The 21,790-nt window shown below is 52.9% G+C and carries 25 protein-coding genes; 20 read left to right on the top strand and 5 right to left on the bottom strand.

Features of this window, described 5'->3' with window-relative positions; all coding sequences use genetic code 11:
• Nucleotides 1–7 precede the first annotated feature (7 nt).
• The 4 genes from gabD (at nucleotide 8) to csiR (ending at nucleotide 5,038) form a co-directional block, all read left to right on the top strand.
• A complete protein-coding gene (gene gabD, locus JSN25_RS00260; protein ID WP_204525365.1) occupies nucleotides 8–1,456 on the top strand; it encodes an NADP-dependent succinate-semialdehyde dehydrogenase in 1,449 nt (482 codons plus the stop codon).
• Nucleotides 1,457–1,481: 25 nt separating this feature from the next.
• Entirely contained in the window at nucleotides 1,482–2,765 is a 1,284-nt protein-coding gene (gabT, locus tag JSN25_RS00265) for a 4-aminobutyrate--2-oxoglutarate transaminase (RefSeq protein ID WP_199966425.1), read from the top strand.
• A 140-nt stretch (nucleotides 2,766–2,905) separates the two neighbouring features.
• The gene (gene gabP, locus JSN25_RS00270) at nucleotides 2,906–4,306 is read left to right on the top strand and encodes a GABA permease (protein ID WP_069324592.1); all 1,401 of its coding nucleotides are present in this window, start codon (nucleotides 2,906–2,908) and stop codon (nucleotides 4,304–4,306) included.
• A gap of 45 nt (nucleotides 4,307–4,351) precedes the next feature.
• Nucleotides 4,352–5,038, top strand: a complete 687-nt coding sequence (gene csiR, locus JSN25_RS00275; protein WP_038632944.1) for a DNA-binding transcriptional regulator CsiR — start codon at nucleotides 4,352–4,354, stop codon at nucleotides 5,036–5,038.
• 12 nt (nucleotides 5,039–5,050) lie between these two features.
• Here the strand turns inward: csiR and lysM are convergent, their stop codons facing one another.
• Both lysM and JSN25_RS00285 read right to left on the bottom strand, forming a co-directional pair.
• The gene (gene lysM / locus JSN25_RS00280) at nucleotides 5,051–5,500 is read right to left on the bottom strand and encodes a peptidoglycan-binding protein LysM (protein ID WP_204525366.1); all 450 of its coding nucleotides are present in this window, start codon (nucleotides 5,498–5,500) and stop codon (nucleotides 5,051–5,053) included.
• 98 nt (nucleotides 5,501–5,598) lie between these two features.
• Nucleotides 5,599–5,757 (bottom strand): YqaE/Pmp3 family membrane protein, encoded by a 159-nt coding sequence (locus JSN25_RS00285; protein ID WP_038632951.1) that lies wholly within the window; start codon nucleotides 5,755–5,757, stop codon nucleotides 5,599–5,601.
• Nucleotides 5,758–5,941: 184 nt separating this feature from the next.
• On the opposite strand from JSN25_RS00285, the gene JSN25_RS00290 reads away from it, so the two are divergent.
• From JSN25_RS00290 to JSN25_RS00300, 3 genes are all read left to right on the top strand, one after another.
• Complete coding sequence (locus JSN25_RS00290; RefSeq protein ID WP_006687216.1) at nucleotides 5,942–6,241, top strand: ArsR/SmtB family transcription factor; 300 nt, start codon at nucleotides 5,942–5,944, stop codon at nucleotides 6,239–6,241.
• 9 nt (nucleotides 6,242–6,250) lie between these two features.
• A complete protein-coding gene (locus tag JSN25_RS00295; RefSeq protein WP_038632958.1) occupies nucleotides 6,251–6,778 on the top strand; it encodes a rhodanese family protein in 528 nt (175 codons plus the stop codon).
• Between the two features lie 80 nt (nucleotides 6,779–6,858).
• Nucleotides 6,859–7,038, top strand: a complete 180-nt coding sequence (locus tag JSN25_RS00300; protein ID WP_038632960.1) for a hypothetical protein — start codon at nucleotides 6,859–6,861, stop codon at nucleotides 7,036–7,038.
• 36 nt (nucleotides 7,039–7,074) lie between these two features.
• Here JSN25_RS00300 and stpA read toward each other — a convergent pair whose 3' ends face one another.
• Nucleotides 7,075–7,476: a DNA-binding protein StpA gene (gene stpA / locus JSN25_RS00305; RefSeq protein ID WP_038632963.1), complete on the bottom strand. Its 402-nt coding sequence runs from the start codon at nucleotides 7,474–7,476 to the stop codon at nucleotides 7,075–7,077.
• A gap of 549 nt (nucleotides 7,477–8,025) precedes the next feature.
• On the opposite strand from stpA, the gene alaE reads away from it, so the two are divergent.
• Complete coding sequence (gene alaE, locus JSN25_RS00310; RefSeq protein ID WP_003037259.1) at nucleotides 8,026–8,475, top strand: L-alanine exporter AlaE; 450 nt, start codon at nucleotides 8,026–8,028, stop codon at nucleotides 8,473–8,475.
• A gap of 36 nt (nucleotides 8,476–8,511) precedes the next feature.
• On the opposite strand, the gene JSN25_RS00315 is transcribed toward alaE, so the two are convergent.
• Nucleotides 8,512–8,862: a DUF2002 family protein gene (locus JSN25_RS00315; protein WP_038632969.1), complete on the bottom strand. Its 351-nt coding sequence runs from the start codon at nucleotides 8,860–8,862 to the stop codon at nucleotides 8,512–8,514.
• Nucleotides 8,863–8,985: 123 nt separating this feature from the next.
• Nucleotides 8,986–10,320, bottom strand: coding sequence for a MocR-like pyridoxine biosynthesis transcription factor PdxR (pdxR, locus tag JSN25_RS00320; RefSeq protein WP_085048885.1), 1,335 nt, complete (start codon nucleotides 10,318–10,320; stop codon nucleotides 8,986–8,988).
• Between the two features lie 90 nt (nucleotides 10,321–10,410).
• On the opposite strand from pdxR, the gene JSN25_RS00325 reads away from it, so the two are divergent.
• The 12 genes from JSN25_RS00325 to emrR all read left to right on the top strand — a co-directional run bounded on the left by JSN25_RS00325 (nucleotide 10,411) and on the right by emrR (nucleotide 21,717).
• A complete protein-coding gene (locus tag JSN25_RS00325) occupies nucleotides 10,411–10,842 on the top strand; it encodes a carboxymuconolactone decarboxylase family protein (RefSeq protein ID WP_199979101.1) in 432 nt (143 codons plus the stop codon).
• 275 nt (nucleotides 10,843–11,117) lie between these two features.
• Nucleotides 11,118–11,363 carry a glutaredoxin-like protein NrdH gene (nrdH, locus tag JSN25_RS00330; protein WP_204525367.1) on the top strand — a complete coding sequence of 82 codons (246 nt, stop codon included), beginning with the start codon at nucleotides 11,118–11,120 and terminating at the stop codon, nucleotides 11,361–11,363.
• Nucleotides 11,360–11,770 carry a class Ib ribonucleoside-diphosphate reductase assembly flavoprotein NrdI gene (gene nrdI / locus JSN25_RS00335; protein ID WP_038632982.1) on the top strand — a complete coding sequence of 137 codons (411 nt, stop codon included), beginning with the start codon at nucleotides 11,360–11,362 and terminating at the stop codon, nucleotides 11,768–11,770. Before nrdH ends, nrdI begins: the two co-directional genes overlap by 4 nt.
• A complete protein-coding gene (gene nrdE / locus JSN25_RS00340) occupies nucleotides 11,743–13,887 on the top strand; it encodes a class 1b ribonucleoside-diphosphate reductase subunit alpha (protein ID WP_087856216.1) in 2,145 nt (714 codons plus the stop codon). The genes nrdI and nrdE overlap by 28 nt, the downstream gene beginning before the upstream one ends.
• A gap of 10 nt (nucleotides 13,888–13,897) precedes the next feature.
• Entirely contained in the window at nucleotides 13,898–14,857 is a 960-nt protein-coding gene (gene nrdF, locus JSN25_RS00345) for a class 1b ribonucleoside-diphosphate reductase subunit beta (protein WP_085048881.1), read from the top strand.
• A gap of 354 nt (nucleotides 14,858–15,211) precedes the next feature.
• Complete coding sequence (gene proV / locus JSN25_RS00350; protein ID WP_038632990.1) at nucleotides 15,212–16,414, top strand: glycine betaine/L-proline ABC transporter ATP-binding protein ProV; 1,203 nt, start codon at nucleotides 15,212–15,214, stop codon at nucleotides 16,412–16,414.
• Entirely contained in the window at nucleotides 16,407–17,471 is a 1,065-nt protein-coding gene (gene proW, locus JSN25_RS00355; protein WP_038632993.1) for a glycine betaine/L-proline ABC transporter permease ProW, read from the top strand. Before proV ends, proW begins: the two co-directional genes overlap by 8 nt.
• A 68-nt stretch (nucleotides 17,472–17,539) precedes the next feature.
• Nucleotides 17,540–18,535 carry a glycine betaine/L-proline ABC transporter substrate-binding protein ProX gene (proX, locus tag JSN25_RS00360; RefSeq protein ID WP_038632997.1) on the top strand — a complete coding sequence of 332 codons (996 nt, stop codon included), beginning with the start codon at nucleotides 17,540–17,542 and terminating at the stop codon, nucleotides 18,533–18,535.
• Between the two features lie 191 nt (nucleotides 18,536–18,726).
• Nucleotides 18,727–19,911 (top strand): MFS transporter, encoded by a 1,185-nt coding sequence (locus JSN25_RS00365; RefSeq protein ID WP_137347530.1) that lies wholly within the window; start codon nucleotides 18,727–18,729, stop codon nucleotides 19,909–19,911.
• 122 nt (nucleotides 19,912–20,033) lie between these two features.
• Nucleotides 20,034–20,771, top strand: a complete 738-nt coding sequence (locus tag JSN25_RS00370) for an AzlC family ABC transporter permease (protein WP_069324583.1) — start codon at nucleotides 20,034–20,036, stop codon at nucleotides 20,769–20,771.
• Nucleotides 20,761–21,096, top strand: coding sequence for an L-valine transporter subunit YgaH (ygaH, locus tag JSN25_RS00375; protein WP_042313111.1), 336 nt, complete (start codon nucleotides 20,761–20,763; stop codon nucleotides 21,094–21,096). The genes JSN25_RS00370 and ygaH overlap by 11 nt, the downstream gene beginning before the upstream one ends.
• A gap of 90 nt (nucleotides 21,097–21,186) precedes the next feature.
• Nucleotides 21,187–21,717, top strand: coding sequence for a multidrug efflux transporter EmrAB transcriptional repressor EmrR (gene emrR, locus JSN25_RS00380; RefSeq protein ID WP_042313109.1), 531 nt, complete (start codon nucleotides 21,187–21,189; stop codon nucleotides 21,715–21,717).
• Nucleotides 21,718–21,790: the final 73 nt, after the last annotated feature.

Here is a 21,790-nt window from a genome sequence, read left to right on the forward strand (position 1 = left end):
AGTAATTATGCAACTAAACGATCCAACCTTATTTCGCCAACAGGCGTTGATTGACGGTAACTGGCGTGACGCCAACAACGGCGAGACCATCGCAGTAACGAATCCCGCCAATGGTCAGCAATTGGGTAGCGTACCGAAAATGGGGGCGGATGAAACCCGTGAAGCCATTAACGCCGCGAACCGCGCTCTACCCGCCTGGCGTGCGCTGACCGCCAAAGAACGGGCCAATATTCTGCGTCGCTGGTTCAACCTGATGATTGAACATCAGGACGATCTTGCTCGTCTGATGACCCTGGAACAGGGTAAGCCGCTGGCGGAAGCCAAAGGCGAAATCACCTATGCCGCCTCATTTATTGAGTGGTTTGCCGAAGAGGGCAAACGCATTTATGGCGACACGATCCCCGGCCATCAGGCAGATAAGCGTCTGCTCGTCATCAAGCAGCCGATCGGCGTTACCGCCGCGATTACGCCGTGGAACTTCCCGGCGGCGATGATCACTCGCAAAGCCGGTCCGGCACTGGCGGCGGGTTGCACCATGGTGCTTAAACCGGCCAGCCAGACCCCCTATTCCGCACTGGCGCTGGCAGAGCTGGCTAATCGCGCCGGCATCCCGGCTGGCGTATTCAGCGTGGTGACCGGTTCAGCAAGCGCGGTCGGCAACGAACTGACCGGCAACCCGCTGGTGCGCAAACTGTCATTTACCGGCTCCACCGAAATTGGCCGTCAGCTGATGGAACAGTGTGCCAAAGACATCAAGAAGGTGTCACTGGAGCTGGGTGGCAATGCGCCGTTTATCGTCTTTGACGATGCCGATCTCGACAAAGCCGTGGAAGGCGCGCTGGCGTCGAAGTTCCGTAACGCGGGGCAAACCTGCGTCTGCGCCAACCGTCTGTACGTGCAGGACGGCGTATATGACCAGTTTGCCGAAAAACTCGAGCAGGCGGTGAGCAAGCTGCGCCTCGGTGATGGTCTGCAACCAGATGTCACCACCGGGCCGCTGATCGACGAGAAAGCGGTCGCCAAAGTGCAGGAACACATCGCCGATGCCCTGGATAAAGGCGCACGCATTATCGCTGGCGGTAAACCTCATGCGCTGGGTGGGAACTTCTTTCAGCCCACCATTCTGGTCGATGTACCTGCCAACGCGAAGGTTGCCAAAGAAGAGACATTCGGCCCGCTGGCGCCGCTGTTTCGCTTTAAAGACGAAGCTGACGTCATCGCCCAGGCCAATGACACCGAGTTTGGCCTGGCAGCCTATTTCTACGCCCGTGATTTAAGCCGCGTCTTCCGCGTTGGCGAAGCGCTGGAGTACGGCATCGTCGGGATTAACACCGGCATCATCTCCAACGAAGTCGCCCCATTTGGTGGGATCAAAGCCTCCGGTCTTGGCCGTGAAGGATCGAAATACGGCATCGAAGACTACTTAGAAATCAAATATATGTGTATCGGCCTTTAATAAAACAAATACTGGAGAACACCTGATGAGCACCAACAAAGAACTCATGCAACGTCGCAGCAACGCCGTTCCCCGTGGCGTAGGACAGATCCACCCTATTTTTGCCGAGCGGGCAGAAAACTGCCGGGTCTGGGACGTTGAAGGCCGCGAATTCCTCGATTTTGCTGGCGGTATTGCGGTGCTGAATACCGGCCACCTGCACCCGCAGATTGTCTCTGCGGTAGAAGCGCAGTTGAAAAAACTGTCGCATACCTGCTTCCAGGTGCTGGCCTATGAGCCCTACCTGGAGCTGTGCGAAATCATGAACAAGAAAGTGCCGGGCGATTTCGCCAAGAAAACCCTGCTGGTGACCACCGGTTCTGAAGCCGTGGAAAACGCGGTGAAAATTGCCCGCGCCGCCACCAAACGTACAGGTACGATCGCCTTCAGCGGCGCTTATCATGGCCGTACCCACTACACCCTGTCGCTGACCGGGAAAGTCAACCCGTACTCCGCCGGAATGGGGCTGATGCCGGGCCATGTTTATCGCGCACTTTTTCCTTGCCCGCTGCATGGCATCAGTGAAGATGATGCTATCGCCAGTATTCACCGCATCTTCAAAAATGATGCCGCGCCGGAAGACGTTGCCGCCATCGTCATTGAACCCGTCCAGGGCGAAGGCGGTTTTTACGCGGCCACCCCGGCATTTATGCAGCGTCTGCGCGCCATTTGTGACGAACACGGGATCATGCTGATTGCCGATGAAGTGCAGAGCGGCGCGGGCCGCACCGGTACGCTGTTCGCCATGGAGCAGATGGGCGTTGCGCCCGATCTTACCACCTTCGCCAAATCTATCGCTGGCGGCTTCCCGCTGGCAGGGGTAACCGGTCGCGCCGACGTCATGGACGCTATCCCGCCGGGGGGCCTGGGCGGTACCTATGCCGGTAACCCGATTGCCTGTGCCGCCGCGCTGGCGGTGCTGAACATTTTCGAGCAGGAAAATCTGCTGCAAAAGGCCAACGAACTGGGGCAAACCCTGCGCGAAGGCCTGCTGGCTATCGCCGAAACGCATCGCGAAATTGGCGACGTGCGTGGGCTGGGGGCGATGATCGCCATCGAACTGTTCGAAGACGGCGACCATACGAAACCAGACGCCAAGCTAACCGCGGAAGTGGTGGCGCGCGCGCGTGATAAAGGGCTGATCCTGCTCTCCTGCGGGCCTTACTACAACGTGTTGCGCATCCTTGTCCCGCTGACCATTGAAGATGCGCAAATTCGCCAGGGGCTGGATATCATCGCCCAGTGTTTTGCTGAGGCGAAGCAGGGCTAACTATACAAAAAAGCAATCCGTAGGCCGGATAAGGCGGAGCCGCCATCCGGCACATAGGGTCAATAACAATAATACGCGTGCCCCGGCGCGGGAATGCCGGGGTGCTCTCCCAAGTGAAATACTTTCGAGAGGTTTACAAGATGGGGCAAGTGTCACAATCACATGATTTAGGGGGCGGGCTGAAATCACGCCACGTCACCATGCTGTCTATTGCCGGGGTTATCGGCGCGAGTTTATTCGTAGGTTCAAGCGTGGCGATTGCAGAAGCCGGTCCCGCGGTATTATTAGCTTATCTGTTTGCCGGACTGTTGGTGGTGATGATTATGCGCATGCTGGCCGAAATGGCCGTCGCCACCCCGGATACCGGCTCCTTCTCCACCTACGCCGATAAAGCCATTGGCCCATGGGCAGGTTATACCATCGGCTGGTTGTACTGGTGGTTCTGGGTGTTGGTTATCCCACTGGAGGCCAATATTGCCGCCATCATTCTGCATTCCTGGATCCCTGGCATACCTGTCTGGTTATTTTCTCTGGTTATCACGCTGGCATTAACCGGCAGTAATTTGCTGAGCGTCAAAAATTACGGTGAATTCGAATTCTGGCTGGCGCTGTGCAAAGTGATTGCCATTCTGGCGTTTATTGTCCTCGGCGCGGTGGCGATTAGCGGTTTCTATCCTTATGCCGAGGTTAGCGGCGTTTCACGCCTGTGGGATCAGGGCGGCTTTATGCCGAACGGTTTTGGCGCCGTACTCAGCGCGATGCTGATCACCATGTTCTCCTTTATGGGTGCAGAGATTGTTACCATCGCCGCCGCCGAGTCCGATACCCCGGATAAACACATCGTCCGCGCCACCAACTCGGTTATCTGGCGTATCTCCATCTTCTATCTGTGCTCCATTTTCGTGGTGGTGGCACTGATCCCATGGAACATGCCGGGGCTAAAAGAAGTGGGTTCTTACCGCTCGGTACTGGAGTTATTGCATATCCCACACGCGAAGTTGATCATGGACTTCGTCATTTTGTTGTCGGTGACCAGTTGCCTGAACTCCGCGCTGTATACCTCATCCCGTATGCTCTATTCCCTGAGCCGTCGTGGCGATGCCCCCGCCTTTATGGGGAAAACTAACCGCAGTAAAACGCCTTACGTGGCGGTGTTGCTGTCTACGGGGGCGGCATTCCTCACCGTGGTGGTCAACTATTACGCCCCGGCCAAAGTGTTTAAATTCCTGATCGACAGCTCCGGCGCCATCGCCCTGTTGGTTTATCTGGTGATCGCGATTTCCCAACTGCGGATGCGCAAAATTCTGCTGGCGCGAGGCGGTGAAATTAAACTGAAAATGTGGCTTTATCCGTGGCTGACCTGGCTGGTTATCGCCTTTATTATCTTTGTGCTGGTGGTTATGCTCTTTCGCCCGGCGCAACAGCTGGAGGTTATCTCTACCGGGTTGTTAGCCATAGGAATTATTTGCACGGTGCCCATTATGGCACGCTGGAAAAAACTGCTATCGTGGCAAAAAGCACCCTTGCAAAATACGCATTAAATCTGTTCCCGGCGCACGCCGGGACATTTATTCAGGAGTAAGACCATGACCGCCATTCCCCAACCGACGGCCATTGATGGATACCGCTGGCTCAAGAACGACATCATCCGCGGTATTTATCAGCCTGATGAGAAACTGCGTATGAGCCTGCTGACCTCGCGCTATGAGCTTGGCGTGGGACCGCTGCGCGAAGCGCTTTCACAGCTGGTAGCGGAGCGACTGGTCACGGTGGTTAATCAGAAAGGATATCGTGTCGCCCCGATGTCCGAGCAGGAATTGCTCGATATTTTCGATGCCCGCGCCAATATGGAGGCCATGCTGGTTGCACTGGCTATCGAACGCGGCGACGACGCCTGGGAAGCGGAGATTCTGGCACGGGCGCATATGCTCAGTAAGCTTGAAGCTGTGGACGCCAGTGAACAGATGCTTGATGAATGGGATCAGCGCCATCAGGCATTTCACTCGGCGATTGTCGCCGGCTGCGGTTCCCAATATCTGCTGCAAATGCGCGAACGATTGTTTGATTTAGCGGCACGTTACCGGTTTATCTGGCTACGTAAAACGGTGCTGTCAGTCGAAATGCTGGAAGATAAACACGATCAGCATCAAACGCTGACCGAAGCGATTCTGGCACGCGATGCCGTGCGCGCCAGCGAATTAATGCGCCAGCACCTGCTGACGCCGATTCCAATTATTCAACAGGCGATGTCCGGCAAGCTGCTGACGGAATAAGCCCGCACATCATTATTCTTCCGGAATACGTAACACCTGCCCGGGATAAATTTTATCCGGGCTTTTCAGCATCGGTTTATTCGCTTCGAATATTTTATTGTACAGGTTAGCGTTACCGTAAACCTGTTTGGCAATAGCGCTCAGGGTATCGCCCGCTTTCACGGTATAAAACTGGCTTTCACTCGCGGGTGCAGAGGTTTTAACCTGATCGTCCACGCTGGCGATACCGGAGATATTACCAATCGCAATCAGGATTTTCTCTTTCGCTTCCTGGCTTAATCCATCGCCAGAAACGGTGGCCTTGCCTTCGTTAATTTGCACGTTCACCTTATCTGCATCAGGGATGCCGGTTTTATTCAGGTGTTCCTGCACCTTCTTCGCCAGATCGGCCATGTCATGATTTCCGGTGACCGCATCCCAAAGTTTTTCACCTGCATCTTTCACAAAATTGAAGAGTCCCATATCCACCTCGGTTATTAACAAGCAACACCAGGAAGTGTAGCAGAGGAGAGAGGACGGCAAAGAAAACGGCGCAAATGCGCCGTTTATGAAAGGAAGTATTAATTACGCGTCTGTACCCAGAAGGCGTGGATCAAACCAGGAATGTAGCCCAGCAGCGTCAGAACGATATTAAGGATAAACGCCCAGCCGAATCCTTTTCCCAGCAGTACGCCAAGCGGGGGCAGAATAATAGTAAAAACGATTCTCCAGAAACCCATACACACTCCCTACAAGCAAAAAGTTAATCATTGTTTAAAAAGAGATTTTATCTCTAAGAGTAGCCATTCTACTCAAATCCGCCAGCCTTCCCCTGCTGTTTTACCCTCCTTTACGCTCTTTACGCTGGCGTACGTTGGCTTTTTATTTTAGAATTTTCTTAATTTAGATTATGCTTAAATACATATGACTGAACTTGAACAACTCCAGGCCAGCGCTGAACAGGCTGCCGCTTTGCTTAAAGCGATGAGTAACCCGAAGCGGTTGCTGATTTTGTGCATGCTCTGCGGTTCGCCCGGTACCAGCGCGGGCGAGTTAGCACGCGCTACCGGACTGAGTCCTTCCGCCACGTCCCAGCATCTGGCGCGTATGCGTGAAGAAGGTCTGATAGACAGCCAGCGCGATGCCCAGCGCATCCTTTATTCCATTAAAAATGCGGCTGTGAATTCGCTGATCGCCACATTAAAAACACTGTATTGCCCATAAGGAGCCATCATGACCATTGGGAAGATTTCCCCGCGCGAGGCGCAGACGCTGGTCGCGCAAGGCGCGAAACTGATTGATATCCGCGATGCCGACGAGTATCTGCACGAGCATATTCCTGAGGCGCATCTGGCACCGTTACCCACGCTTGAGCAGGGATCGTTGCCTGCGAATTTACGCGCCGAGCAGGTGATTTTTCACTGCCAGTCAGGCAAACGCACACAAAATGCAGCGAACAAACTCAGCGCCATTGCCGCGCCTGCGCAGGTCTGGTTGCTGGAAGGTGGAATCGATGGCTGGAAAGCCGCAGGTTTACCCGTGGCAAAAGACAGTTCACAACCACTGCCGCTGATGCGTCAGGTGCAGATAGCCGCAGGTAGCCTTGCCTTACTCGGCGTCATTCTCGGATACGCCGTCAACAGCGCCTTCTTCCTGCTGAGCGGTTTTGTGGGTGCCGGGCTGATACTCGCTGGCCTAACCGGCTTTTGCGGCATGGCGCGATTGCTGGACAAAATGCCCTGGAACCGGCGTACTCATTAAGCGGTAATACCTGAAACAGCGCTGTACCCGTCGATTGACGTGATCTATGGTGAGTTGTGCGATAAATAAAGGAGCGCAATATGTTTAAACCTGGCGATCTGGTTCAACCACGCATGGGCGGACCTAAACTGAAAGTTGTCGAAGTCAACGAAGATCAAATTGTGGCGGTACAAGCCAGTAATGAAAGCGGTGAAAAATTCACACTGAAAGCAGCTGACGTGACGCGATATACCGAAGACGGTGATTTCGGCGTTTGCTGAAAACAGGCGGTGAGGTCACCCTCACCGCATTTATAATTAGATTAAAAAGTCATCAAGAGATTTACCGGCAGCCAGCGCCTGGGCAATTGGCTTTGGTGTCCGACCTTGTCCGGTCCATGTTTTTGTTTCACCGTCGAAATCGGTAAAACGATATTTCGCCGGGCGTGGTTGACGTTTTTTGACTGCCCGCGACGTCGCTGGGGTCATACTCAGCAGCTCTTCCGGATTGATCCCATCGGCCTGCATCAGGGCCAGCAAATTATTAATTTTTTCCTGCTGTTCTGCACGTTGGCGCTGTAGCTGTTCTTCTTCATCGCGGCGTTCTTTAGTCACTACTCTGAATTTTTCGAGCATATCTTCCAGCACATCAACGGAAAATTCACGTGCCATTACACGCAGCGAGCGGATATTATTTAAGTTTTTTAACATTGAACTCATATTAACAAAACCTCTTTAACGTAAAAATGGTATCACGCTAAATATTGTATGCAACTGATTATTATTTTTCCAGTCTAATTTTTTCGCAGATTATAAAACAAATAGCCAATCCCGTTATTTAAATGGCTATCCTGAAACCTGACATCAAATATTTTATATTCCCAGGATAGTCACTGTAAATATACTCGCATGACCTCTCAGCACATCGTCTGATAAACACATCACTTTATTGCCCGAGGCCGGCACGCGCACATTCTGAACATCAGTCAACTTTCAGAAAAGGAGCGCAAAAAATTCAGAAAAACAAGTCTTCATAACCTATTGATATAAAATACTTTTAATCAGCAGAACAACGAAAACACCAAAACGAACAAAAATCAAATCAATGCAGAGCATTTTATCGACAAAAAGGCAATAAATAAAAATTTTAAGCTAGTTGCTAGTTATTATCCAGGCAGATATCCTATTGAAACGCGAAAGCAGCAAGACAAATCACTAGCAGTTAAGGTATTCAAAACCTTTTTTCCCCTTTTTACAAGGAGCATTAACATGTTCTCTCCGCAGTCACGCTTGCGTCATGCTGTAGCAGACACGTTCGCGATGGTTGTTTATTGTTCTGTCGTGAACATGTTGATCGAGATATTCCTTTCTGGAATGAGCTTTGAACAGTCACTGTACTCCAGACTGGTGGCCATCCCTGTCAATATTCTGATCGCCTGGCCATACGGCATGTACCGTGATTTGTTTATGCGCGCGGCACGTAAAGCCACGCAGGCAGGATGGGCAAAAAACCTGGCGGACGTGCTGGCTTATGTCACTTTCCAGTCGCCGGTTTACGTGATTATTCTGTTGACGGTTGGCGCGGACTGGCACCAGATTACGGCTGCGGTAAGTTCGAACATCGTGGTATCGATGTTGATGGGCGCAGTATACGGCTACTTCCTTGATTATTGCCGCCGCCTGTTTAAGGTCAGCAGCTATCACCAGGCTAAAGCCTGACACGCCTCTTCGCGACTGGCCCTGCCAGTCGCGTTATTAGTTAGCGTTAACGTCGCCAAATAACCCACTCAGATAACGCTCAAGTGCAATACGCGAACTGAAGCCGTGAGGAATACCATAATGCTCATGGGTCTCTCCGGCTAAATACAACGGGAATTGCTGGTAGTGATCGCAGGTTTTAATGTCTGTCGCAGGTTCCGCCAGTGAAGAGCTGCGCTCTTTAAGCGTGGGATGGATGACTAATGCGGTACGTCCCATACGTGCTTCCCGGTTAACGTACACATAATTTTCACCACGTCGATAGCCGTACGTTTTCGGCGTCACTACATCAACGGTAAAGCCCACTTTTTCAAGTACGCGCGCCACCTCATCAGGTCGTAAATACATATTATTTTCCTCGTTATCTTTTACTGCGGGCTTACCTTACCTGATTCAGCATTAGCAACGCTTTCAGAAAAGTCCATAAACGAGTGAAGACGGTGGGACGAATATCTTAAGAACCGTGCAGATTTATGTCAGCGCCTGCCGCAATTGATAGGCCGCCTGCTGCGCCATTTCCGCTGAGCTAATATTGGTAAATGACAATAATATTCCCCCTTGTCCGTTCGGCGTTATACGCCACTGGCTCAAGGCCTGTACGGCCAGACCTGCCCGATTCGCTTTACGTACTAACGCAACATCGTCTGCGTCTACACTCATCACCAGTTGGATCCCACCCTCTTGCGGGAGCACGCTAAAACCGTGTTCGGTCAGAGCATTTACCATCCACTGACGTCGCTGGGCATAATGTTGACGCATGCGTTTTAAGTGCCGCCAGAAGTGCCCCTCGCGCATAAAATCCGCCAGCGTTTGTTGCCATAAAACCGGAACGCTACAGGCCGCCAGCGCCACCTGCTGGCGAAAATGCTCGACCTGAGTCATGGGCACCACCAGCCATGCCGTGCGTAGCGCAGGAAACATTGATTTGCTGAACGTTCCGGCATAAATCACCCGCTGCGGCGCATCCAGGCTTTTCAACGGCGGCAACGGTTTACCGTGGTAGCGAAATTCACTGTCATAGTCATCTTCAATAATCCATGCCTGGGTGCGGGCCGCCCACTCCAGCAACTGATGGCGACGCTCCAATGAAAGGGCCACACCCAGCGGGCTTTGATGCGCGGGTGTAAGCAAAACAAAGCGCGCCTGCGGGTAATCGCGGATCCCAGCGCAGACATCCAGACCATTGGCATCAACAGGAACCGGCATCAGCGCAATTCGCTCCTGAGCCACCACCGGTCGGATCAACGGAAACCCGGGATCTTCGACCCACATCCCTTCACCGGGTTGAGACAGCGCGCGCAGAATTAACGTCATCGATGCCGCATAGCCAGAGGTGATAAAAACCTGCTCCGGCTGGCACTCAATGCTGCGTGAAACGCGCAGGTAATCAACAATCGCCTGACGCAGCACCCTTTCGCCGCAAACCTCCCCCACCGCCAGATCAAAACGCGTTTGGGTGCGTAAACGTCGGCCCATCACCCGCGCCCATACTTCACGCGGGAAGAGATCGAGTGCGGGTAGCCCCATCTGAAAAGGTTGGGGTCTGGGATTTTCTCCTGCGAAGATAGCGGGAGCCGCAGGCGCGGTCTCTGGTCGCAACTGCTCACTGACAAAAGTTCCCGCCTGCCCACGCCGAGCCAGCCAGCCCTGCGCCACCAGCTCGGCATAGGCATGTTCCACCGTCGAACGAGAAACCCCCAGTTCCTGGGACCACGTCCGGCTGGAGGGCAATCTTGCGCCTGGTTTGAGTTCACCTGTCTCAATGGCATTTTTTAACTGGCGGGCGATTTGTTGATAGCGCGGCATTTATGGTCTGCTTTTTTTGCAAAAATATGGCTCTCTGTAGCAGTCCATTATAGTGCTACATTGCGGGTTATCCAAACGAGGAGAAATACCATGACAATGTTACGCCAGCCCTATTATGAACTCAGTCCTGAAATCTATAACGCTCTGGTTCAGGCCAGCAAAGCGCTGGAAAATTGCGCACTGGAACCTACGCTGACGGAACTGGTTTACCTGCGGGTCTCGCAAATCAACGGCTGCGCATTTTGCCTGGAAATGCACAGTAAGGCGTTGCGCAAAGCAGGCGTTGCGCAGGCCAAACTCGACGCGCTGGCAGGTTGGCGAGTGAGCCACCACTTCAGTGAACAGGAACATGCGGCGCTGGCATGGGCCGAATCGGTCACTCATATCGCCAGCACCCACGCGGAAGATGATGTTTATCTGCCGCTACTCGACCATTTTAGCGCGAAAGAAATCAGCGATCTGACGTTTGCCATCAGCCTGATGAACTGCTTCAATCGCCTGGCGGTTGGTATGCGTATGTAATTCTGCCCTGCCGGATGGCGGGATAAATGCCTTCTCCGGCCTGGGATGTGTTCTCCTGTAGGCCGGATAAGACGCGTCGCCCTCAGGCAGCCCGTCATGCTACACATCCCTGCCCCCGTCACGCTCATCACCCTGCCCTTCATCAATCTAAAATTACCATATCTTGTATGGTTGAATATTTTTAAAACTACATCTAGTATCACTCCTATCAAGACACCTACAATCCGACGCTATCAATCGCGTCGATCTTTTATCTACAAATGGAAATACGAATCATGCGTATTATTATTTACACTCGTAATAACTGTGTTCAGTGCCACGCCACTAAGCGGGCAATGGAAAGCCGCGGGTTTGATTTTGAGATGGTAAATATTGATTTGCAGCCCGCTCTGGCTGACAGCCTGCGCGATCAAGGCTTTCGTCAGTTACCGGTCGTTGTCGCCGGGGAAACCAGTTGGTCCGGGTTTCGCCCGGACATGATCAACCGTCTGCGCCCACAACCCGATATGGGCAGCGCATGAGTCAGCTCGTCTACTTCTCCAGCAGCTCCGAAAATACGCACCGCTTTATCCAGCGTCTGGGGCTGCCTGCCATCCGCATTCCGCTTAATGAACGCGAGCGGATCCGGGTCGACGAACCTTACATCTTAATCGTGCCGTCCTACGGCGGCGGCGGAACGGCAGGCGCGGTTCCGAGGCAGGTGATCCGCTTTTTAAACGATCCGCACAACCGGGCGTTAATCCGTGGGGTGATTGCTTCCGGCAATCGCAATTTCGGTGAAGCCTATGGCCGCGCGGGTGAAGTCATCTCACAAAAATGCGGCGTGCCGTGGCTCTGGCGCTTTGAGCTGATGGGCACCCAAAGCGATATCGACAACGTTCGACAAGGAGTGAGTGAATTTTGGCAACGACAACCGCAGAACGCATAACCCAGCCAACGCTGGATTATCATGCCCTGAACGCCATGCTGAATCTGTACGATAAAGCTGGACGCATTCAGTTCGACAAAGACCATGAGGCGGTGGAGGCTTTCTTTGCCGCCCACGTCCGCCCCAACTCGCTGACGTTTGCCAGCCAGCAGGAGCGCCTGGAAACGCTGGTTGCTGAAGGCTACTACGACGAAAGCGTATTAAGCCGTTACGATCGCGCATTTGTAATAAAGCTCTTTGCTCACGCCCACGCCAGCGGATTCCGGTTCCAGACGTTCCTCGGCGCATGGAAGTTCTACACCAGCTATACGCTGAAAACGTTCGACGGTAAGCGCTATCTCGAAGATTTTGAGGATCGGGTCACGATGGTGGCGCTCACGCTGGCGCAAGGCGATGAAATGCTCGCCATGCAGCTTAGCGATGAAATGCTCTCCGGGCGCTTTCAGCCCGCCACGCCAACCTTCTTAAACTGCGGCAAACAGCAGCGCGGCGAGCTGGTTTCCTGCTTCCTGTTACGCATTGAAGACAACATGGAGTCCATTGGCCGGGCGGTTAACTCTGCGCTGCAACTTTCCAAGCGCGGCGGCGGCGTAGCGTTTTTGCTCTCTAACCTGCGTGAAGCAGGTGCGCCGATTAAACGCATTGAGAACCAGTCATCCGGCGTGATCCCGGTGATGAAAATGCTGGAAGATGCGTTTTCTTATGCCAATCAACTCGGCGCGCGTCAGGGCGCGGGCGCGGTGTATTTGCACGCGCATCATCCGGACATTTTGCGTTTTCTGGATACCAAACGTGAAAACGCCGACGAGAAAATCCGTATCAAAACCCTGTCGCTTGGCGTAGTGATCCCGGACATTACCTTTAAACTGGCCAAAGAGAATGCCGACATGGCGCTGTTCTCGCCCTATGACGTGGAACGCATTTACGGCAAAGCGTTCGGCGATATCGCCGTCAGTGAACGCTATGACGAACTGCTTGCCGATGGACGCGTGCGCAAAAAATACATTAACGCCCGCGATTTCTTCCAGCGGCTGGCTGAGATCCAGTTTGAGTCCGGCTACCCTTACATCATGTTTGAAGATACGGTGAATCGCGCGAATCCGATTGCTGGTCGTATTAACATGAGCAATCTGTGCTCCGAAATTTTGCAGGTTAACAGCGCCTCCACCTACGATGAAAATCTCAACTACGCGCAGACCGGACACGATATCTCCTGCAACCTCGGCTCGCTGAATATCGCCCATACCATGGATTCCCCGGATTTTGGTCGTACCGTGGAAACGGCGGTTCGCGGCTTAACCGCCGTTTCGGACATGAGTCATATTCGCAGCGTGCCCTCAATTGCAGCCGGAAACAGCGCATCGCACGCGATTGGTCTTGGTCAGATGAACCTGCATGGCTATCTGGCGCGGGAAGGCATCGCCTATGGCTCGCCGGAAGGGCTGGATTTCACCAATATCTACTTTTACACCATCACCTGGCATGCGCTGAATACGTCAATGAAGCTCGCCCGCGAACGTGGTAAAGCCTTTGCTGGATTCAGGCAGTCTCGCTACGCCAGCGGCGAGTATTTTAGCCAGTATCTGCAGGGTGACTGGCAGCCAAAAACCGACAAAGTTCGCGCGCTGTTTGCCGCCAGCGGCATTACGCTGCCGACGCGTGAGATGTGGGCGCAGTTGCGTGAAGATGTCATGCGCTACGGCATTTATAACCAGAATTTACAGGCAGTTCCGCCAACCGGCTCTATTTCCTACATCAACCATGCGACGTCAAGTATTCACCCGATCGTGTCAAAAGTGGAAATTCGCAAAGAGGGCAAAACCGGGCGCGTGTACTACCCTGCTCCTTTTATGACCAATGAGAATCTGGCCTTGTATCAGGATGCCTACGAGATTGGCCCACAAAAAATTATCGATACCTATGCTGAAGCGACGCGCCATGTCGATCAGGGACTGTCGCTGACGCTCTTTTTCCCCGATACCGCCACTACCCGCGATATTAACAAAGCGCAGATCTACGCCTGGCGTAAGGGCATTAAATCGCTGTACTACATCCGACTGCGTCAGCTGGCGCTGGAAGGGACCGAAATCGAAGGTTGCGTGTCATGCGCGCTGTAAGGAGGAGATCATGACATTATCCCGCGTGAGCGCCATCAACTGGAACAAGATTGAAGATGATAAAGACCTGGAGGTATGGAATCGCCTGACCAGTAACTTCTGGCTACCGGAAAAAGTCCCGCTTTCCAACGACGTCCCGTCCTGGCAAACGCTGAGCGCTGCCGAGCAGCAGTTAACTATCCGCGTTTTTACCGGGCTAACGCTACTCGACACCATTCAGAATGTTGCCGGTGCGCCAGCGCTAATGGCGGATTCATTAACACCACACGAAGAAGCGGTGCTGTCGAATATCAGCTTTATGGAAGCCGTTCACGCCCGCTCATACAGCTCTATTTTCTCCACGCTTTGCCAGACCAAAGATGTGGATGCCGCCTACGCCTGGAGTGAGGAAAATATCCCGCTCCAACGTAAGGCGCAGATTATTCTGGCCCATTACGCCAGCGATAATCCGTTGCACAAGAAGATTGCCAGCGTGTTTCTGGAATCATTCCTGTTCTATTCCGGCTTCTGGTTGCCGATGTATTTCTCCAGCCGCGGCAAACTGACTAATACCGCCGATCTCATTCGTCTGATCATTCGTGATGAAGCGGTCCATGGGTATTACATTGGTTATAAATTTCAAAAAAGCCTGGAGCATATTTCCGAATCCGCACGCGAGGAGTTAAAGAATTTTGCCCTCGACCTGCTCATGGAGTTGTATGATAACGAAGCGCGTTATACAGAAGAATTGTATGCAGAAACCGGTTGGGTGGATGACGTCAAAGCCTTCCTTTGTTACAACGCCAATAAGGCATTAATGAATTTGGGTTATGAGGCGTTATTCCCGTCAGAAATGGCGGAGGTTAACCCGGCAATCCTTGCCGCGCTGTCGCCCAACGCAGACGAAAACCACGATTTCTTCTCAGGTTCTGGCTCATCTTATGTGATGGGTAAAGCTATCGAAACCGAAGACGACGACTGGAATTTTTAACTCTCATTTTCACGGGAAATACCGTACATTTTTCGCGGTAATATTTTAACAGGATCACACTTTTATCGTGCAATTATAATTGTGTGATCTACACTCAATATCAGCCGCATTATTCGCCTGCATTACACCAATTCAGGCGCTTTTTCATTGGCGTTTACAAAAAATATCAGTTAACGCACATTCACGCTCAGCCCTTATATCACGGGAAATCCCGCCGACTGACCTTCGGCAATATTCATGCCACAACTAAATTCAGGGTTGTCTCAGATTCTCAGTATGTTAGGGTAGAAAAAGGTCACTATTTCCATCAGGTAACATATCGATATAAACAAATAACAGGAATCATTCTATTGCATGGCAATTAAATTAGAAGTGAAGAACCTCTATAAGATATTTGGCGAGCATCCTCAGAGAGCGTTCAAATATATTGAAAAAGGACTTACAAAAGAGCAAATTCTGGAGAAAACAGGGCTATCGCTTGGCGTTAAAGACGCCAGTCTGGCCATTGAAGAAGGCGAGATATTTGTCATCATGGGATTATCCGGCTCGGGTAAATCCACAATGGTACGCCTTCTCAATCGCCTGATTGAACCCACCCGCGGACAGGTACTGATCGACGGCGTAGATATCGCCCGGATCTCCGATGCCGAACTCCGCGAGGTGCGCAGAAAAAAGATTGCGATGGTCTTTCAGTCCTTTGCCCTGATGCCGCATATGACGGTGCTGGACAATACGGCATTCGGCATGGAATTAGCCGGCGTCGCCGCGGATGAACGTCGCGAAAAGGCGCTGGATGCGCTACGTCAGGTCGGTCTGGAGAATTACGCTCACAGCTACCCGGATGAACTTTCCGGGGGGATGCGCCAGCGTGTAGGCCTTGCCCGCGCATTAGCCATTAATCCTGACATCTTATTAATGGATGAGGCTTTCTCAGCCCTCGATCCATTAATTCGTACCGAGATGCAGGATGAACTGGTAAAACTCCAGGCGAAGCATCAACGCACCGTGGTCTTTATTTCCCATGATCTCGACGAAGCTATGCGTATTGGCGACAGAATTGCCATTATGCAAAACGGTGAAGTAGTACAGGTCGGTACACCGGATGAAATCCTGAATAATCCGGCTAATGATTATGTACGCACCTTCTTCCGCGGCGTTGATATTAGCCAGGTGTTCAGCGCGAAAGATATTTCCCGCCGTAGCCCCGAAGGTTTAATTCGTAAAACACCCGGTGTAGGCCCTCGTTCGGCGCTGCAATTATTGCAGGACAAAGATCGCGAATATGGTTACGTGATCGAACGTGGCAATAAATTCGTCGGCGTCGTCTCTATCGACTCACTAAAAACCGCGCTTAGTCAGGCGCAAGGTATTGAAGCGGCGTTGATCAATGAACCGCTGGCTGTCGATGCACAAACTCCTCTCAGCGAGTTGCTTTCTCATGTCGGCCAGGCACCGTGCGCGGTACCGGTAGTTGACGAGGAACAGCAGTATGTGGGCGTCATTTCAAAACGCATGCTGTTACAGGCTTTAGATCGTGAGGGGGCAAACAATGGCTGATCAAACTAATCCGTGGGATACCACACCAGCGGCCGATAGCGCCGCACAGACCGCCGATGCGTGGAGCACACCATCCTCCGCGCCTACTGACGGCGGTAGCGCAGACTGGCTGACCAGCGCGCCCGCGCCGGCACCAGAGCATTTTAATATTATGGATCCGTTCCATAAGACGCTGATCCCATTGGACAGTTGGGTCACCGAGGGGATCGACTGGGTGGTTACCCATTTTCGTCCGGTCTTCCAGGGCATCCGTGTACCGGTGGATTACATTCTCAACGGCTTCCAGCAAATGCTGTTAGGTATGCCAGCCCCCGTGGCGATTATCCTGTTTGCCCTGATCGCCTGGCAGATTTCCGGCGTTGGAATGGGTGTCGCGACGCTGATTTCGTTGATTGCTATCGGCGCCATTGGCGCGTGGTCGCAAGCGATGATCACGCTGGCGCTGGTGCTGACCGCGTTACTGTTCTGTGTGGTGATCGGTCTGCCGATGGGCATCTGGTTGGCGCGCAGCCCTCGGGCGGCAAAGATTGTTCGTCCGCTGCTGGATGCGATGCAAACCACCCCCGCTTTCGTGTATTTGGTGCCGATTGTCATGCTGTTCGGTATTGGTAACGTCCCGGGCGTAGTGGTGACGATTATCTTCGCCCTGCCGCCAATCGTCCGTCTGACCATTCTGGGGATTAACCAGGTGCCGGCCGACCTGATTGAAGCCTCGCGCTCGTTTGGCGCCAGCCCGCGTCAGATGCTGTTTAAAGTGCAGCTCCCGCTGGCGATGCCCACGATTATGGCCGGGGTTAACCAAACGCTGATGCTGGCGCTCTCGATGGTGGTCATCGCCTCGATGATTGCCGTTGGCGGATTGGGTCAGATGGTTCTGCGCGGAATTGGTCGTCTGGATATGGGATTAGCCACGGTTGGTGGCGTTGGGATTGTGATCCTCGCCATCATCCTGGATCGCCTGACGCAGGCCGTTGGTCGCGATTCGCGTAGCCGGGGTAACCGTCGCTGGTACACCACCGGTCCCGTTGGGCTTATCACTCGCCCTTTCACGAAGTAATACACCCGTTGCCCGGTGGCGCTGCGCTTACCGGGCCTACACGTCCCTCCAATAATTAAGGAACAACGATGCGACATACCGTACTTTTTGCCACAGCGTTTGCCACCCTTGTCTCCACCAGCGCTTTCGCTGCCGACCTGCCGGGCAAAGGCATTACCGTCCAGCCAATCCAGAGCACTATCTCTGAAGAATCCTTCCAGACGCAGCTGGTCGCCCGCGCGCTGGAGAAACTGGGTTACACCGTTAACAAAACCAGCGAAGTTGACTATAACGTCGGCTATACCTCCATTGCCTCTGGCGATGCAACTTTTACCGCCGTGAACTGGCAGCCGCTGCATGATGATATGTACGCCGCGGCGGGCGGAGACAAAAAGTTTTATCGCGAGGGGGTATTCGTTACGGGTGCCGCACAGGGTTATCTGATCGACAAAAAAACCGCTGAGCAGTACAAAATCACCAACATCGCCCAGTTAAAAGATCCCAAGATCGCCAAAATTTTTGACACCAACGGCGACGGCAAAGCCGATATGATGGGCTGTTCGCCAGGCTGGGGCTGTGAAGCGGTGATCAACCACCAGAACAAAGCCTTCGATCTGGAAAAAACGGTCGAGGTCAGCCACGGTAACTATGCGGCGATGATGGCAGACACCATCACCCGCTTTAAAGAAGGCAAACCCATTCTTTACTACACCTGGACGCCGTACTGGGTCAGCGACGTGATGAAGCCGGGCAAAGATGTGGTCTGGTTGCAGGTACCGTTCTCTTCCCTGCCGGGTGAGCAGAAAGATATCGATACCAAATTGCCAAACGGCGCTAACTACGGCTTCCCGGTGAACACCATGCACATCGTCGCCAACAAAGCCTGGGCGGAGAAAAACCCGGCGGCAGCGAAACTGTTCGCTATCATGAAATTACCGTTGGCGGATATCAACGCACAGAACGCGATGATGCATGACGGTAAAGCGTCTGAAGCCGATGTTCAGGGTCACGTAGACGGCTGGATCAAAGCCCACCAGCAGCAGTTTGACGGCTGGGTGAACGAAGCGCTGGCTGCGCAGAAATAACCCACTCGCAGGTCTGATAAGCATAGCGCCATCAGGCACCGTAACCGCACCATTGCCGGATACGCTAACGCTTATCCGGCCTGTTTCCCTCTATCCCACCTAAACCGCACAATCCATCACCCAACAAATCAGCAACAGTTAATCACTTCCGTTATGATTGTTTTCTGCAACCCATTATTCAGTTGAAAACCATGACGAAAACCACTCAGGGACTTAGCCCTTCGCTGATCCTGTTAATGTCTATCGCCACCGGCCTTGCCGTCGCCAGTAACTATTACGCACAACCGCTGCTCGACACCATCGCCCGCAACTTCTCACTGTCTGCCAGTACAGCAGGATTTATCGTCACCGCGGCCCAGCTCGGCTATGCCGCAGGTTTGCTATTCCTGGTACCGCTTGGCGATATGTTTGAGCGACGGATGTTGATTGTCTCCATGACGCTACTGGCGGCTGGCGGCATGCTGATTACCGCCAGCAGCCAGTCGTTGGGCATGCTGATCCTCGGCACCGCCCTGACCGGACTGTTCTCGGTAGTGGCGCAGATCCTGGTTCCACTGGCGGCAACGCTTGCCACCCCGGACAAGCGCGGGAAAGTCGTCGGGACGATTATGAGCGGCCTGTTGCTGGGTATTCTGCTGGCGCGTACCGTAGCAGGGTTACTGGCGAACCTTGGCGGTTGGCGCACCGTATTTTGGGTGGCATCGATACTGATGGCATTGATGGCGATTGCGCTGTGGCGCGGTCTGCCGAAGATGAAATCAGATACCCAGCTTAACTATCCGCAGCTGTTAGGTTCCGTATTCAGCCTGTTTACCCATGATAAATTGCTGCGTACCCGCGCAATGCTGGGTTGCCTGACTTTCGCCAACTTCAGCATTCTGTGGACCTCAATGGCATTTTTGCTCGCCGCGCCGCCGTTTAACTATTCTGAAGGGATGATCGGTCTATTCGGTCTGGCGGGAGCCGCGGGGGCGTTAGGCGCACGCCCGGCGGGTGGTTTTGCCGATAAAGGAAAATCACATCTCACCACTACCGTCGGCCTGTTGTTACTGTTGCTCTCGTGGCTGGCTATCTGGCTCGGACATACTTCGGTGCCAATGCTGATTATCGGTATTCTGGTTCTGGATCTCACCGTTCAGGGGGTGCATATCACTAACCAGACGGTTATCTATCGCATTCATCCGGATGCGCGTAACCGTCTGACCGCCGGCTACATGACCAGCTATTTTATTGGCGGGGCCGCTGGTTCGTTGATTTCGGCCTCCGCCTGGCAACATGCCGGTTGGGCTGGCGTTTGTCTGGCGGGTACGACCGTTGCCGTACTCAACCTGTTGGTCTGGTGGCGAGGTTTTCACCGTCAGGAAGCCGTAAATTAAGCGTATAGCGCTTGTTTACCGCTGATTGGGCTCCTCAGGGTGTTAAGGAGCCCATCAGTCTGCTAAGGTTATAACTCATTGAACCAAGTTATATTAATTTCGGTAATGAAACCTATAACCCTATGGAAAGCCCTATACCCCAGTCCGGATCCCGTTCGGCGACGTTAACGGAAGGATTCAAAGACAGTCTGCCGATAGTTATCAGCTATATTCCGGTCGCTTTTGCATTTGGTCTAAATGCTACTCGCCTTGGCTTTACGCCGGTCGAAAGCGTCTTTTTCTCCTGCATTATCTATGCGGGAGCCAGCCAGTTTGTCATTACCACCATGCTTGCCGCAGGCAGTTCTCTGTGGGTCGCCGCACTGACCGTTATGGCTATGGATATCCGCCATGTTTTATACGGTCCCTCCCTGCGCAGTCGCATCACACAGCGCCTGAACAAACCCAAAAGCGCGCTGTGGGCCTTTGGCCTCACCGATGAAGTCTTTGCCGCCGCAACGGCTAAACTGGTCCGGGATAATCGGCGCTGGAGTGAAAACTGGATGATTGGCATTGCGCTATGTTCCTGGGCTTCCTGGGTATTCGGCACAGTGATCGGCGCGTTTTCCGGTAGTGGTTTACTCAAAGATTATCCCGCGGTTGAAGCGGCACTGGGCTTCATGCTTCCGGCGCTATTTATGAGTTTCCTGCTCGCCTCTTTCCAGCGTCAACAGGCGCTCTGCGTGACTGCCGCACTGGCAGGCGCGCTGGCCGGGGTAATACTCTTTTCTATCCCTGCTGCCATCCTTTTGGGCATCATCTGTGGATGCCTGACCGCGCTGCTCCAGTCATTTTGGCAGGGAGGACCTGATGAGCTATGAAGTTTTACTGCTCGGCCTGCTGGTCGGCTGCGTGAATTATTGCTTTCGCTATTTACCGCTCCGTCTTGGGGTAGGGAATGTTCGCCCGACAAGACGCGGTGCGACGGGCATATTACTTGACACCATTGGCATTGCATCAATTTGCGCCCTGTTGGTGGTGTCTACCGCGCCAGAAGTGATGCACGATGCTCGTCGGTTCGTGCCTACGCTGGTAGGGTTTGTCATACTGGGCGCAAGCTTCTATAAGACCCGCAGCATCATCATTCCGACCTTACTGAGTGCTCTGGGCTACGGATTAGCCTGGAAAATGCTGGTTGGCTTATAGACAAAAACAATCATTTTAAATAAATAATACATTTACTTTATTTGTCACTGTCGTTACTATATCGGCTGAAATTAATGAGGTTATACCCAAATGGATAGTTCGTTTACGCCCATTGAACAAATGCTAAAATTTCGCGCCAGCCGCTACGAAGAGTTCCCTTATCAGGAAGTGCTTCTGACTCGTCTTTGCATGCACATGCAGGGCAAGCTGCTGGAAAATCGCAATAAGATGCTGAAAGCTCAAGGGATTAACGAGACATTGTTTATGGCGTTGATTACGCTGGAGTCTCAGGAAAACCACAGTATTCAGCCTTCTGAACTGAGTTGCGCGCTTGGCTCGTCACGGACTAACGCTACCCGCATTGCGGATGAGTTAGAAAAACGTGGCTGGATTGAACGTCGCGAAAGCGATAACGATCGCCGCTGTCTGCATCTGCAATTGACCGAAAAAGGCCATGCTTTTTTGCAAGAGGTGTTACCACCTCAGCACAACTGCCTGCATCAACTCTGGTCATCTCTTAGCACCACCGAAAAAGATCAGCTTGAGCAAATCACCCGTAAACTTCTGACCCGTCTTGACCAGATGGAGCAGGATGGCACGGTATTAGAAGCGCTGCGCTAACGCGCCGACTCGCTCAGAAATCCAGATTTATAAATGAAAACCGACAGGCCAGCACGCATACTGCTGGCCTTTC

The sequence above is a fragment of the Citrobacter cronae genome (genome assembly GCF_016893685.1).
GTDB classification, from domain to species: domain Bacteria; phylum Pseudomonadota; class Gammaproteobacteria; order Enterobacterales; family Enterobacteriaceae; genus Citrobacter; species Citrobacter werkmanii.